At 76.1% G+C, this 13,778-nt stretch carries 11 protein-coding genes and 3 pseudogenes; 4 read left to right on the plus strand and 10 right to left on the minus strand.

From position 1 onward, the window contains the following. The first annotated feature begins 12 nt into the window (after window positions 1-12). The 4 genes and pseudogenes from BJF88_RS15935 (at window position 13) to BJF88_RS15950 (ending at window position 3,200) form a co-directional block, all read left to right on the plus strand. Window positions 13-1,495, plus strand: a pseudogene (locus BJF88_RS15935) (NAD-dependent succinate-semialdehyde dehydrogenase). Between the two features lie 153 nt (window positions 1,496-1,648). After that, a pseudogene (locus BJF88_RS15940) lies at window positions 1,649-2,312 on the plus strand (AzlC family ABC transporter permease); the annotation flags it as partial. A 28-nt stretch (window positions 2,313-2,340) separates the two neighbouring features. Further along, on the plus strand, window positions 2,341-2,661 hold the full coding sequence (locus BJF88_RS15945; RefSeq protein ID WP_075829547.1) for an AzlD domain-containing protein: 321 nt from the start codon (window positions 2,341-2,343) through the stop codon (window positions 2,659-2,661). Between the two features lie 29 nt (window positions 2,662-2,690). Next, window positions 2,691-3,200, plus strand: a complete 510-nt coding sequence (locus BJF88_RS15950; RefSeq protein WP_075829548.1) for a GNAT family N-acetyltransferase — start codon at window positions 2,691-2,693, stop codon at window positions 3,198-3,200. A 54-nt stretch (window positions 3,201-3,254) separates the two neighbouring features. Here the strand turns inward: BJF88_RS15950 and BJF88_RS15955 are convergent, their stop codons facing one another. From BJF88_RS15955 to rbfA, 10 genes and pseudogenes are all read right to left on the minus strand, one after another. Continuing rightward, window positions 3,255-3,692 (minus strand): tetratricopeptide repeat protein, encoded by a 438-nt coding sequence (locus tag BJF88_RS15955; RefSeq protein WP_255372100.1) that lies wholly within the window; start codon window positions 3,690-3,692, stop codon window positions 3,255-3,257. A gap of 82 nt (window positions 3,693-3,774) precedes the next feature. Next, the gene (gene dapB, locus BJF88_RS15960) at window positions 3,775-4,530 is read right to left on the minus strand and encodes a 4-hydroxy-tetrahydrodipicolinate reductase (protein ID WP_369824652.1); all 756 of its coding nucleotides are present in this window, start codon (window positions 4,528-4,530) and stop codon (window positions 3,775-3,777) included. A 174-nt stretch (window positions 4,531-4,704) separates the two neighbouring features. Then, window positions 4,705-6,036 carry a pitrilysin family protein gene (locus BJF88_RS15965; RefSeq protein WP_075829550.1) on the minus strand — a complete coding sequence of 444 codons (1,332 nt, stop codon included), beginning with the start codon at window positions 6,034-6,036 and terminating at the stop codon, window positions 4,705-4,707. Between the two features lies 1 nt (window position 6,037). Then, window positions 6,038-8,281 carry a polyribonucleotide nucleotidyltransferase gene (locus BJF88_RS15970; RefSeq protein WP_075829508.1) on the minus strand — a complete coding sequence of 748 codons (2,244 nt, stop codon included), beginning with the start codon at window positions 8,279-8,281 and terminating at the stop codon, window positions 6,038-6,040. A gap of 268 nt (window positions 8,282-8,549) precedes the next feature. After that, window positions 8,550-8,819 carry a 30S ribosomal protein S15 gene (rpsO, locus tag BJF88_RS15975; RefSeq protein ID WP_075829509.1) on the minus strand — a complete coding sequence of 90 codons (270 nt, stop codon included), beginning with the start codon at window positions 8,817-8,819 and terminating at the stop codon, window positions 8,550-8,552. Between the two features lie 124 nt (window positions 8,820-8,943). Then, window positions 8,944-10,524 (minus strand): DUF6297 family protein, encoded by a 1,581-nt coding sequence (locus BJF88_RS15980; protein WP_075829510.1) that lies wholly within the window; start codon window positions 10,522-10,524, stop codon window positions 8,944-8,946. Then, on the minus strand, window positions 10,521-11,228 hold the full coding sequence (locus tag BJF88_RS15985) for an ABC transporter ATP-binding protein (RefSeq protein ID WP_075829511.1): 708 nt from the start codon (window positions 11,226-11,228) through the stop codon (window positions 10,521-10,523). The genes BJF88_RS15980 and BJF88_RS15985 overlap by 4 nt, the downstream gene beginning before the upstream one ends. Next, the gene (locus BJF88_RS15990) at window positions 11,225-12,235 is read right to left on the minus strand and encodes a bifunctional riboflavin kinase/FAD synthetase (protein ID WP_075829551.1); all 1,011 of its coding nucleotides are present in this window, start codon (window positions 12,233-12,235) and stop codon (window positions 11,225-11,227) included. Before BJF88_RS15990 ends, BJF88_RS15985 begins: the two co-directional genes overlap by 4 nt. A 90-nt stretch (window positions 12,236-12,325) precedes the next feature. Then, window positions 12,326-13,311, minus strand: a pseudogene (truB, locus tag BJF88_RS15995) (tRNA pseudouridine(55) synthase TruB). Beyond that, window positions 13,295-13,735 (minus strand): 30S ribosome-binding factor RbfA, encoded by a 441-nt coding sequence (gene rbfA / locus BJF88_RS16000; protein ID WP_075829512.1) that lies wholly within the window; start codon window positions 13,733-13,735, stop codon window positions 13,295-13,297. Before rbfA ends, truB begins: the two are co-directional and overlap by 17 nt. Window positions 13,736-13,778 lie beyond the last annotated feature (43 nt).

Genomic DNA, 13,778 nt, shown 5'->3' on the forward strand with positions numbered 1-13,778 from the left:
GATACTCGGAGCATGTCTCGCCCCGCCGCCGCGTCGCACCTGTCCCCCGCGCTGGTCGCGCACGTCCCCACCGGCCTGCTCGTCGACGGCCACTGGGGGCCCGCCGCGGGCGGCGCCACGTTCGAGGTGGAGGACCCGGCGACCGAGGAGTCCTTGTTCGACGTCGCCGACGGCGGGCGCGAGGACGCCCTGCGCGCGCTCGACGCCGCCCACCGCGCCGCCCCCGCGTGGCGCGCCACCCCGCCGCGAGAGCGCGCGGAGGTGCTGCGCGCGGTGTACGAGCGGCTCGTCGCGCGGGCCGACGACGTCGCCGCGCTCATCACCGCCGAGTGCGGCAAGCCGCGCGCCGAGGCGCGCGCCGAGGTGCTCTACGGCGCCGACTTCCTGCGCTGGTACGCCGAGCAGGCGGTGCGCGCCGAGGGCCTCGTGCGCACGGCCCCCGCGGGCGGGAACCGGCAGCTCGTGCACCGCCGCCCCGTCGGGCCGGCGCTGCTCGTCACGCCGTGGAACTTCCCCATCGCGATGGCGACCCGCAAGATCGGGCCCGCGCTCGCCGCCGGGTGCCCCGTGGTGATCAAGCCCGCGCGCCTGACGCCGCTGACCACGGCGCTCGTCGCGGAGGTCATCCGCTCCGAGCTCGCCGACCGCGGGCTGCCGACGGGCGTGGTCAACCTCGTGCCGTCCTCGCGCGCGTCCGAGATCAGCGAGCCGCTGATGGCCGACCCGCGCCTGCGCAAGCTCTCGTTCACCGGGTCGACGGCCGTCGGGCGCACGCTGCTCCAGGGGGCGGCGCAGCAGGTGCTGCGCACCTCCATGGAGCTCGGCGGCAACGCGCCGTTCGTCGTGTTCGACGACGCCGACCTGGACGCGGCCGTCGAGGGCGCCGTGGTCGCGAAGCTGCGCAACGCCGGGCAGAGCTGCGTCGCCGCGAACCGCTTCCTCGTCCAGGACGGCGTCGCCCGCGAGTTCGCCCGGCGGCTCGCCGACGCCTTCTCCGAGCTGCGCGTCGGGCCCGGCTTCGAGGACGGCGTGCGGGTGGGCCCGCTCATCGAGGCGAAGGCGGTCGACGGCGTGGCGGAGCTGGTCGACGCCGCCGTCGACGGCGGCGCGCAGGTGCTCATCGGCGCCGAGCGCGTGCGCGACGTCGGCCACTTCTACGCCCCCACCGTGCTGTCGGGCGTCGACCCCGACGCGCGCGTGGTCACCGAGGAGATCTTCGGCCCGGTCGCCCCCGTCGTCGCGTTCGGCGAGAGACGAGGGCATCGAGCTCGCGAACGCCACCGAGTACGGGCTCGCGGCGTACGCGTACACGAGGTCGCTCGACCGGGCGGTGCGCGTCTCGGAGGAGGTCGAGGCGGGCATGATCGGCGTCAACCGCGGCATGGTCTCCGACGCGAGCGCGCCCTTCGGCGGCGTCAAGCAGTCCGGGCTGGGCCGCGAGGGCGGCGAGGCGGGCCTCGAGGAGTTCCAGGAGACCGTGTACGTCGCGCTCTGAGAGCACGTCCGGGAGGGCGTCAGGAAGGGCGTCAGGGAGTGCGTTGGTAGCCTGACGCCCGTGCCCGCACCCGCCGACGCGCCGCGCGACGGCTCGTCGCCGGACGACACCGCGCACGACCCCGCCGGCGAGGTGGTCGACGCCGTCGAGACCGTGGTCGAGGCCGAGACGCGCGCCGCGGTCCGCCAGGCCGTGTCCGTCTCGGTCGCGACGGGCCTGTACGGCGTGTCGTTCGGGGCGCTGTCGGTCGTGGCCGGTCTCGACGTCGCCCAGACCATGGCGTTGAGCTGCTCATGTTCTCCGGCGGGTCGCAGTTCGCGCTCGTCGGCATCGTGGGCTCCGGCGGGACGGCCGCGCCGCCGTCGCCACGGCGGGACTGCTCGGCGCGCGCAACGCCCTGTACGGCGCGCAGCTCGGCCCGCTCCTCGCCCTGCGCGCGTGGCAGAAGGTCGGGGCGGCGCAGCTGACGATCGACGAGTCCGCGGCCGTCGCCACGGCGCAGCGCTCGCGGCGCGCGGCCCGCGCGGGCTTCTGGGCGACGGGCGCCGGCGTCTTCGTGCTGTGGAACCTCATGACGCTCGTCGGCGCGCTCGCCGGCGACGCGCTGGGCGACCCGCGCGCGTGGGGTCTCGACGCCGCCGCGGCCGCCGCGTTCCTGGCCCTCCTCTGGCCCCGTCTCGCGGCGCGCGCCGTCCAGGCGGCGACCGCCGCCGCGGTCGTCGTGTCGGCCGCGCTCATCCCGCTCGCCCCACCGGGCGTCCCGGTGCTCGCCGCGGCCGCGGCCGCCGTCGTCGTGGGACAGGTCGACGGGCGACGTCGCGCGCGCAGCGCCCGGAAGGAGCCTGATGTCCCCCACCACCGTCTGGTCCGTCGTGCTCGCCGCGTCCGCGGTCTGCTTCGCGCTCAAGCTCGCCGGCCATCTCGTGCCTCAGCACTGGCTCGCAAACGAGCGCGTGGCGCGGACGGCGGCACTCGTCACCGCGGCCCTGCTCGCCGCCCTCGTCACGGTGCAGACCCTCGGCGACGGACGTGCCCTCGCCGTCGACGCGCGCCTGCCCGCCGTCGCGGTCGCCGCCGTGGCCCTCGCGCTGCGCGCGCCGTTCGTCGTCGTCGTCGTGCTCGCCGCCGTCACCGCCGCCGGGCTGCGCGCGCTCGGCTGGGGCTGAGCACGCCGGGCGGACGTAGGCTGGTCGCCGTGAGCCTCTTCCGCGAGACCGCCGACGTCTCGGTGCGGCCCGCCGTGCCCGGCGACGACGTCGCGATGACCGCGATCCAGGTCCGCGCCTGGCGCACCGCCCACGACGACGTGCTCGGCGCCGACGTCCTCGACGCGCTCGACGGCGTCCGGATGCGCGAGCAGTGGGCCGCGGCGATCTCCTCGCCCCCCGGCCCGGGCTTCGCGGTGCTCGTCGCGTGCGCCGGCGCGGACGTCGTCGGCTTCGCCGCCGTCGCGCCCGGTCAGCTCGTCGCGCTCGAGGTGGAGCCGGGCCACCAGCGCGGCGGCCACGGCTCACGGCTGCTGTCCGCCGCGGTCGACCGCCTGCGCCGCGACGGGGCCGACGAGGTCGTCACGTGGGTGCTCGACGGGGACACGGCGCGCGAGGCGTTCCTCGGCGGTTCGGGGCTCGGCCCCGACGGCCGGACCCGCACCCTGGCGACCGGGCCGCGCGACGTCGTCGAGCGCCGGTGGGTCGCCGAGATCTGAGATCCCTGCTCGTCGCGCGCCCGGACGCCGGCGGGCGCCGCACGGCGACGGCCGTCAGCGCGCCGAGGACCGGTGCGCCGCCCGGTACAGGCCGGCCGCCCTGCGCAGCGCCTCGCGCGCCCGGCGCCGGTCCCCCGACGCGTCGTACGCGAACGCGAGGTGGTACCACGCCGCCCAGCTCTCGGGGTCCGCCTCGACGGCGTCACGGTACGGGCCGAACGCCGCGTCCGCGGCCGCGCGGTCGATCCGGCCGCCGGGCGAGCGCGGCAGGTCGTCCGCGGGGAGCCGGCCCGACGCGGCGAGCTCGTCCGCCATGCGCTGGACCGTGACGGCCAGCCGCATCTCCCGCGCGACCAGCCCGATCACGAGGACCGGCAGCACGAGGACCGCGGCCCCGATCCCGACGGCGACCGGCTCGCCCGTGCGCACCAGCGCGACCGCCCGCCCGGCGACCGCCCACACGTACAGCGCGAGCAGCGCCGTGACGAGCAACGCCCCGGCGATCCCCTTCCACGGGCGCCGGGCGCCGCGGAGCTCTCGCCGCGCCCGTCGTGGTCCGGACCGTCGGCTGCGCTCACGCGAGGTCCAGGACGTTCTCGAGGCCGACCGTCAGCCCCGGCCGGGTGCCGACCTCGCGCACGGCGAGCAGCACCCCGGGCATGAACGACACCCGGTCGAACGAGTCCTGGCGGATCACGAGCTGCTCACCGGGGTTCCCGAGGAGGATCTCCTCGTGGGCGACGAGCCCCCGCAGGCGCACGGCGTGCACCCGCACGCCGTCGACGTCCGCGCCGCGTGCCTCCCACCCCGTCTCCGTGGCGTCCGGCGCGGCCGCGAGCCCGGCGTCGGCGCGGGCGGCGGCGATCGCCGCGGCGGTGTGGCGGGCCGTGCCCGACGGCGCGTCGACCTTCTGCGGGTGGTGCAGCTCGATCACCTCGGCGGACTCGAAGTAGCGCGCCGCGGTCGCGGCGAACCTCATCGCCAGCACGGCCGAGAGCCCGAAGTTCGGGGCGATGAGGACCCCGATGCCGGGCCGGCCCTGCTCGGCGGCGCGGGCGAGGTGGTCCGCGACGCGCCCACGGCTGGCGTCCGTCCAGCCGGTGGTGCCGACGACGGCGTGGACGCCCGCATCGACGAGCGCGTGGACGTTCGCCTCGGTCGCGCCCGGCACGGTGAAGTCGACGGCGACGTGCGCGCCACCGAGCGTGTCCGCGGACACCTCGTCGCCCGCGTCGAGGCGGGCCACGAGCTCGAGGTCCGCGGCGTCGTCGACCGCCGCGCAGACGGTGGACCCCATGCGCCCGGCGGCCCCGAGCACCGCCACCCGGATCGGCGCCGCGGCGGGGGGCCGCGCGGCGGGCTCGGTGGCAGTGGGCTGCGGGGCGTCGTCGTGCGAGGTCACGGGCGCCAGCCTATCGGGAGGGCCACGGGGACGGGTCGCCACGGGGAACGGGACGACGACGCCGCCCCGTTCCCGGGACGGCCGTCGAGGAGGGTCGCGCCGTCAGTCGCCGAACGGCCCGACGCGGACCACCGAGCGCGGGCGCGACGCGAGCTCGCCCGCGAGCTTGCGCACGTCGTCCGTGGTGACCTCGCGGATCGCCGTCAGCGACTCCTCGAGGCTCAGCAGCTCGCCGTAGACGAGCTCCGCCTTGCCGAGCCGGCTCATGCGGGAGCCGGAGTCCTCGAGACCGAGCACCAGCCCGCCCGCGAGCTGGCCGATGCTGCGGTCGAGCTCGGCCTGCGTGATGCCCTCGTCCGCGAGGCGGTCGAGCTCGCCGTGCAGCAGCGCGGTGACCTCGTCGACCTTCACCGGCGCGCAGCCGGCGTAGAGGCCGAACGTGCCGGTCCCGCCGTGCCCGGACGCGAACGAGTACGTCGAGTACGCGAGCCCGCGCCGCTCGCGGATCTCCTGGAACAGGCGCGAGCTCATGCCGCCGCCCAGGGCCGCGCTGAGGACCGACAGGACGAAGCGCCGGTCGTCCGTGGCCGCGAGCCCGGTGCCCCCGATGATCACGTTCGCCTGCTCGACCGCACGGCGGACGGTGAGCTCGACGCCGTCGGCTCCCACGCCCTCGAGCGCGGGGTCGTGCGGGTCGCGGCGGGGACGGGGCGCGGCGGACGCATCGAGGGACCAGCCGCCGTCGCGCAGCGCGCGGACGACCTGGTCCACGAGCACGTCGTGGTCGACGCCGCCCGCGGCCGCGACGACGAGCGTCTCCGGCCGGTAGTGCCACCGATAGTGCTCCCAGACGGCGTCGCGCGGGACGGCGGTGATGGTGTCAGGGGTGCCCCCGATGGGGCGCCCGAGCGGGTGCCCCGCGAGCACGGCGGCGGCGAACTGCTCGTGCACGACGTCCGACGGGTCGTCGTCGTTCATCGCCAGCTCTTCGAGGATGACGCCGCGCTCGGTCTCGAGCTCCGCAGGGTCGAGCCGCGCGGACGTCACCATGTCCGTGATGACGTCGACCGCCATGGGCAGATCGGTGTCGAGCACGCGCGCGTAGTAGCACGTGTGCTCCTTGCCGGTCGCGGCGTTGGCCTCGCCGCCGACGGCGTCGAACGCCTCGGCGATGTCCATCGCCGAGCGGCGCGCCGTGCCCTTGAACAGCAGGTGCTCGAGGAAGTGCGTGGAGCCGAAGTGCCCGTCGGTCTCGTCGCGCGAGCCGACGCCGACCCACGCGCCCATCGTGGCCGAGCGCAGGCCCGGCATGGTCTCGGTGAGCACGCGGACCCCGCCGGGCAGGACGCTGCGACGGATCGTCGCAGCGTCCTGCCCGGCGGTCAGCTCGGCACCGGGCTCGCCGGCGGGGACGAGCGGGAGGTGCCAGGTCACGTCAGGCCTCGGCCGGCTCCGTCGCGGCGGCGTCCGCCGCCGCACCCTCGGAGTCCTCCGCGCCGTCCTCGACGACCGCGTGCAGCGACAGCTTGCCGCGCGGGTCGATCTCGCCGATCTCGACCTGGACCTTCTGGCCGACGGAGAGCACGTCCTCGACGTTCTCGACGCGCTTGCCGCCCACGAGCTTGCGGATCTGGCTGATGTGCAGCAGACCGTCCTTGCCCGGGGACAGCGAGACAAACGCACCGAACGACGTCGTCTTGACGACCGTGCCGACGAAGCGCTCGCCGACCTCCGGCACGTGCGGGTTCGCGATCGCGTTGATCGCGGCGCGCGCGGCCTCGGCCGACGGGCCGTCGGTGGCGCCGATGTAGACGGTGCCGTCGTCCTCGATGGAGATGTCCGCGCCCGTCTCCTCCTGGATCTGGTTGATCATCTTGCCCTTGGGACCGATGACCTCGCCGATCTTGTCGACCGGGACCTTCACCGTGATGACGCGCGGCGCGTTCGGGGACATCTCGTCGGGCACGTCGATGGCCTCGGCGATGACGTCGAGGATCGTCAGGCGCGCGTCGCGGGCCTGGGTCAGCGCACCGGCGAGGACCGACGCCGGGATGCCGTCGAGCTTCGTGTCGAGCTGGATGGCCGTGACGAACTCGCGCGTGCCGGCGACCTTGAAGTCCATGTCGCCGAACGCGTCCTCGGCCCCGAGGATGTCGGTGAGGGCGGCGTAGCGCGTCTCCCCCTCGACGGTGTCGGAGATGAGACCCATCGCGATGCCCGCGACGGGCGCGCGCAGCGGCACACCCGCGTTGAGCAGCGACAGCGTCGAGGCGCAGACCGAGCCCATGGACGTCGAGCCGTTGGAGCCGAGCGCCTCGGACACCTGACGGATCGCGTAGGGGAACTCCTCGCGGCTCGGCAGCACCGGCACGAGCGCGCGCTCGGCGAGCGCGCCGTGGCCGATCTCGCGGCGCTTCGGGCTGCCCACGCGGCCGGTCTCGCCGGTCGAGTAGGGCGGGAAGTTGTAGTTGTGCATGTAGCGCTTACGCGTCTCCGGACCGAGCGAGTCGATCTGCTGCTCCATGCGGAGCATGTTCAGCGTGGTGACGCCCATGATCTGGGTCTCGCCGCGCTCGAACAGCGCCGAGCCGTGCACGCGCGGGAGGACCTCGACCTCGGCCGAGAGCGTGCGGATGTCCGCGAGGCCGCGGCCGTCGATGCGCACGCCGTCCGTGAGGACGCGCTGCCGCACGAGCTTCTTCTGCAGCGAGCGGTAGGCCGCCGAGAGCTCCTTCTCGCGGCCGTCAAAGCCAGCCTGGAGCTTGCCGACCATCTCGTTCTTGATCTCGTCGAGACGGTTCTCGCGGTCCTGCTTGTCCGCGATCGCGAGCGCGTCGCGCAGGTCCGTCGTGACCTCGGCCTCGACCGCCGCGAACGCGTCGTCCTGGTAGTCCAGGAAGACCGGGAACTCCTGGACCTGCTTCGCCGACTGGGCCGCCAGGGCCGACTGCGCGTCGCACAGCGCCTTGATGAACGGCTTCGCCGCCTCGATGCCCTCGGCGACGATCTCCTCGGTCGGGGCGGTGGCGCCCTCGTCCTTGACGAGGCCCCACGCGTTGTCGGTGGCCTCGGCCTCGATCATGGCGATCGCCACGTCGTCACCGACCGCACGGCCGGCCACGACCATGTCGAAGACCGCGCGCTCCTTGTCGGAGTACTTGGGGAACGCGACCCACTGGCCGTCGACGAGCGCGATGCGCACCGCGCCGACCGGGCCGGAGAACGGCAGGCCCGAGATCTGCGTCGACGCCGAGGCGGCGTTGATCGCGAGCGTGTCGTACGCGTCGTCCGGGTGGATGGCGAGCACGGTGATGACGACCTGGACCTCGTTGCGCAGGCCCTTGACGAAGAGCGGGCGCAGCGGGCGGTCGATGAGGCGGCACGCGAGGATCGCGTCCGTCGAGGGGCGGCCCTCGCGGCGGAAGAACGAGCCGGGGATGCGGCCCGCGGCGTACATCCGCTCCTCGACGTCCACCGTCAGCGGGAAGAAGTCGAACTGGTCCTTGGGGTGCTTGCCCGCCGACGTGGCGGACAGGAGCATCGTCTCGTCGTCGAGGTACGCGGCGACGGAGCCGGCGGCCTGACGCGCGAGGCGTCCGGTCTCGAACCGGACGGTGCGGGTGCCGAAGCGACCGTTGTCGATCGTCGCCTCGGCGAACTGGATCTCGGGACCCTCCACGGGTGCCCTCCCTTTCTCGAAGTGCCGCCCGGTCGCCCTGTCGAGGGTTCCGGTCCCGCGCCCGCGCACGCCGGGCGTGCGGGGCACCGGACGCGCTCGACGCTCGGCGGTCTTCGATCGAGGTCCACGGCTTCCGTGACGGGCACGGGTCCGTGGGCCACTACCGAGGACCGAACGAGGGGCCGGCGGCGCGGTGGGTGTGTCTTGCTTACGGGTACGTCACACCGGACCAGCCCGGCCCTGCGGGGACCGGGCCGGCGGCGTGGTGTCAGCGACGCAGACCGATGCGCTCGATGAGGCTGCGGTAGCGGTTGATGTCGACCTTCTGCAGGTAGCCGAGCAGGCGGCGACGCTGGCCGACGAGCAGGAGCAGGCCACGACGGCTGTGGTGGTCGTGCTTGTGCTCCTTGAGGTGCTCCGTCAGGTCACGGATGCGCTGCGAGAGCAGCGCGATCTGGACCTCGGGCGAGCCGGTGTCGCCCTCGCTGGTCGCGTACTCGGTGATGATGCGCTGCTTCGTGGCAGTGTCGAGCGGCACGGCTCTCCTTCAGGGGTTCGTTGCGCGGCGCTCCGGGTCGGTGGTCCCGGGCTCTCTGGGTCCGCGGCCGTCCAGACGGCGCATCGATCCTACCAGGCGGGGCGCGCGCGCCCCGGGCCCGGCCTCAGCGGCGTCGCGGTGGCTGCGCGGCCACGACGCAGGCCAGGAGCGCGACGAGCGCCTGGGCCACCACGAGCGCCGGCGTGACGACGCCCAGGAGCGCCGCGACGGCGAACGGCAGGGCCGTCAGCAGCACGAGGTCGGGCCCCTGGCGCGCCACGGCGGCGGCGTCGACCGGCACCGCGCCGGCAGGGGTCGCGAGCAGCGGGCCGGACCAGTCGGGCTCGGGGCGCAGCATCCCGCGCAGCGCGCCCGCTCCGCACCCCACGCCGACGAGCGCGCCGAGCACCACCCACCAGGCCGAGCCGGTCGCGAGCGCGAGCGGCACGAGACCGACCGCGACGCACGCCGCGCCGCTGAGCGCCGGCAGGACCGTCCGCGCCGCCCGGACCGCCCGCGCGGAGAGCGGGAGGGACGCGTCGAGCGCCGGGACCATCTCCGCCATGCCCGCGCCGGCCGCACCGAGCCGCGCCGCGCGCGTCCCGACCGCGAGAACGGTCAGCGCCAGCCCCGGCCCGGCCGCGAGCGCCGGCACGTCGTGCGCGAGCACGAGGAGCGCGGCCAGCCCGACGAGCTGGGCCCACGACGACGGCGTGCGGGCGAGCAGCACCGCGTCCGCGGCGACGAGCGCGCCCCGCGGGCCGCGCACGCGCCGGAAGGCGTGAGCACGGCGCGGGCGGAGGGGCCGCCCGCCCGCGTCGAGCGCGCGGCCCAGGTCCCGCGTGTCCACGGAGAGGAGCGCGGCCGACAGCCGGTCGACCGCGCCGCTGCGACCGAGCAGCGCGGGCAGGGGGAGCCGGTCGACGCGTGCGGCCCACCGCGCCACGAGCACCACGGCGGCCGTCCCGAGCCCCGCCGCGACCGCGGTCGCGGCGGCCGGCCACGTGCCGGGCGGGCGCAGCTCGGCGCCGGACCCGACGAGCACGACCCCCAGCACGGGGACGGCGGCGACGAGCACGTCGCTCACGGCCCCGAGGGCGCGCGGCCCGGACGGGCGCGGCTGGAGCAGCCCGGCGACGGCGACGACGACGGCCCCTGCGGCGGTGCCGAGCAGCGCGCCGAGCAGCACGGAGCGCCCGTCCGCCCCGGCGGCGAGGCCCGCGAGCGCGGTGCCGACACCTCCGGCGAGCGCTCCCCCGCCCGCACCCGCCGCGACGGACGGCAGCAGCAGCCCGCGGCGGTCCGCCGGCGTGGAGACCCACCAGTGGACGCCCGCCGTCCCGACCCCGGCCGGTCCGAGACGGGCCGCCGCGGAGCCGACGAGCGCGACGGCGACGAGTGCGAGGAGCGCCTGCAGGAGACCGGGCGACGGCGGCGTCCCACCGCCCCGCCAGGCGCCCTCCGATCCCCCGACCGTCCAGCCCTGGTCCATCGCGACCGCGTCGCCCACCGCCGAGACGACCCCGAGCACGAGCCCGGCGGCGAGCAGGACGGAGACCACCACGTAGGCGACGTCCGTGACGACCTGGACCGCGCCGCGGCCCGCGTGCGAGGCCGCGACGCGCGCGGTGAGGCGGCGCAGCTCGCGCCCCGTGAGCTGCTCGTCGGGGTCCGTGCGCGGTCGTGCGGCGGCGGGAGCGCTCATCGCACGGCGGCGAGGACGTCGCCCAGGTCTTCGCGCTCGACGTCGGTGCAGGCCTCGTCGCCCACGAGCAGGCCGCGCGCGCCCGCGCGCGTCGCCACCTCGGGGTCGTGCGTCGCGAGCACCACGGCGACGCCGCGCGCGGCCTCGGCGGCGATCAGGTCGGCGACGGACCTCCGGGTGCCCGGGTCGAGGCGCTGCTCGGGCTCGTCGAGCACGAGCACGTCGCGCGGGCGCACGAACGCCGCGCAGAGCAGGAGGCGCCGGCGCTGGCCGGAGGACAGCTCGGTGGGCGCGGCGTCGGCGCGCGCGGCGATGCCGAACCGGTCGAGCACGCCGTCGACGACCCGTCCCGCCTCGGCGACGCCGTGGCCGCGCGCGAGGAGCACGAGGTGCTCGCGGACGCTCAGGCCGGGGAAGTACGCGTCGTCGTCGCCCACGCCCGCGACGCGCGCGCGGAACGCGCGCTCGCGCTCGTCGACGGGGCGGCCCAGCATCTCGACCGTGCCGCCGAGCGGCGCGAGCCGGCCCAGGAGCGTGCGCAGGACGGTGGACTTCCCGCTGCCGTTCGGCCCCACGACGGCGAGCACCTCCCCCGGCGCGACGGCGAGGTCGACCGGCGCGCACACGGGCGCCTCGCCGTAGCCGACGCGCAGTCGCCGGGCGACGACGGCCGCCGCCCCCGGTGCGAGGCCCGCCCCGGTCACGCCGGCGCGCCGGCGAGCGTCGCACGGGCGCGCTCGACGTCGTCGCGCATCTGGGCGACGAGCGGCTCGATCCCGTCGAACCGCAGCGTGGGCCGTAGCCGGTCGACGAGCTCGAGGACGACCTCCTCGTCGTACAGGTCCAGGTCGGTGCGGTCGAGCACGTACGCCTCGACGCGGCGCTCCTGGCCGTCGAACGTCGGGTTGGTCCCGATGGAGATCGCGGCCGGCAGGCGGACGTCGGCGTGGCGGGGGTCGGCGCCGGCGAGCTGCGGCCGCACGAGCCAGCCGGCGTAGACGCCGTCCGCCGGGACCATGCCGGAGATGCCACCGAGGTTGGCGGTCGGGTACCCCAGCTCGCGCCCGCGCGCGTCGCCGTGCACGACCGTGCCGCGCACGCGGTGGTGGCGACCGAGGATCCGGGTGGCCTCGCGCACGTCCCCGGCGGCGAGCAGCGCACGCACGCCCGTGGACGACCACCGCGCGTCGTGGTGGCCGCCGGCCTCGTCGTCGTCGGTGACGGGCACGCCCTGGTGCTGGCCGACGTCGTCGATCGCGACGACCTCGAAGCCGTACCGCTCCCCCAGCTCCTCCATCGTCGCGAGCGTGCCGGCGTTGTCCCGGCCGAAGCGCACGTCGTGCCCCACCACGACGGTGCCGACCCGGAGCCCGTCGACGAGGTAGGTGCGGACGAACTCCTCGGGGGTCTGGCGCGCGAAGTCGAGCGTGTAGTCGACGAGCAGCACCGCGTCGAGCCCGGTGGCGCCGAGGAGCTCCACCCGGTCGGCGATGCCCGTGATCAGCTCGGGGGCGTCGTCGGGCCGGTGCACGGCGGCGGGGTGGGGGTGGAACGTCACCGCGACCGCGTGGGACTCGCGCGCACGGGCGAGCTCGACGATGCGGCCGAGCACCTGCACGTGACCGCGGTGGACGCCGTCGAAGTTGCCGATGGTCACGACCGTCGGGCCGTATCCCGGGGGAACCTGGCTCAGGTCCGTCCACAGGTGCACGCAGAGCTCCTCGAGGTGGTCGTGGTGGGGGTCCGGCGGGTCGCACCGGGCGACGGCGGCGGTCGCGCGGGACAAGACTGCCACGGCGCGTCAGGCCGGGGCGAGGACGAGCACCGGGCGCGCGAGGTCCTCGCCGCGGCGCCGCGTGTCCTCGACGAGCGCGACGAGCTCGCCGCCGGGCCCGATCGCCGCGACGGCGCCGGGCTGCCCGGAGGGCGACACCCACTGCCCGTAGGACAGCGCCGCGGCCTCGGCGGCCGTGAGCTCCCGCACCGCGAACGCGGCGCGCGCGGCGGTCGCGAGGGGCACGGTCGCGAGGACGCCGTCGCGGTCGGCCTGCGCCTCCGCGTCCTCGAGGGTGACCGCGAGGTCGAGGCCGTAGCCGCCGACGCGCGTGCGGCGCAGGGCCGTGAGGTGCCCTCCGGTACCGAGCGCGGCGCCGAGGTCGCGCGCGAGGGCGCGCACGTACGTGCCCGAGGAGCAGACCACGGTGACGTCGACGTCGAGGGCCCCGGGCGCGTCGCCGGGCACGCCGTCGGTGCCGGGCGGCACGGCGCGCACGTCGTGCACGTCGAACCGGGAGACGGTCACGGGCGCGCGGCGAGCTCGACCTCCTCGCCGGCGCGGGCGCGCGCGTAGGCGCGCTTCCCGTCGACCTTGATCGCGCTCACCGTGCTCGGGACCTGCTGGATGTCGCCCGTCAGCCGCGCCACCTCCGCGTCGAGCGCGGCCCGCGCGACGCCGGACGCGTCGGCGCGCGAGGTCACCTCGCCCTCGGCGTCGTCTGTGGTGGTCGCGACGCCGAGCCGGACCGTCGCGGTGTACTCCTTGTCGGCCCCGACGAGGTACGTCAGCAGCCGGGTCGCGCGGCCGACCCCGAGGACGAGCACGCCCGTCGCCATGGGGTCGAGCGTCCCGGCGTGGCCGACCTTGCGCGTCCCGGCGAGCCGGCGGGTGCGTCCGACGACGTCGTGGCTGGTCCAGCCGCCGGGCTTGTCGACGACGAGCAGCCCGTCCGGCGCCGTGGGGCGCCGGGGGGCGGCGGGACGGTCGGTCCGGTCAGTCTTGGGGCTCATCGCCCTGCTCGGGCGCGCGGTACGGGTCCGCCTCTCCCGCGTACGCCTTGCCCTCGCGCAGCGCGGCGAGCTCGGCGTCCCGTCGCCGGGCCTCGACGAGCGCGGCGTCGAGGTGCGCGGCCGTCTCGGGCACGGCGTCGAGGTGGAACTCGATCGTCGGCGTGAGCCGGATGCCGGTCTGCTTGCCGACCTCGGACCGGATGAGCCCCTTGGCGCTCTCCAGCGCGGCGGCCGTGCCGGCGCGCTCCTCGTCCGAGCCGTAGACCGTGTAGAACACGGACGCGTTCTGCAGGTCCCCGGTCACGCGCACGTCCGTCACGGTGACGAACCCGAGCCGCGGGTCCTTGATCCGGCTGTCGAGCATCTGCGCGACGATGACCTTGATCCGGTCGGCGAGCTTCCTCGCCCGAGGGTGGTCGACCATGGCTTCTTCCTTTCGTGCCGGGACGGGAACCGGCTGCAGCTCC

The sequence above is a fragment of the Cellulosimicrobium sp. CUA-896 genome, assembly GCF_001942335.1.
GTDB lineage: Bacteria > Actinomycetota > Actinomycetes > Actinomycetales > Cellulomonadaceae > Cellulosimicrobium.

What these genes read in the sequence shown, in the direction of transcription:
- BJF88_RS15945 (WP_075829547.1), top strand. Translation starts at nt 2,341, where the DNA reads ATGTCCCCCACCACCGTCTGGTCCGTCGTGCTCGCCGCGTCCGCGGTC.
- BJF88_RS15980 (WP_075829510.1), bottom strand. Translation starts at nt 10,524, where the DNA reads ATGAGCGCTCCCGCCGCCGCACGACCGCGCACGGACCCCGACGAGCAG.
- rbfA (WP_075829512.1), bottom strand. Translation starts at nt 13,735, where the DNA reads ATGGTCGACCACCCTCGGGCGAGGAAGCTCGCCGACCGGATCAAGGTC.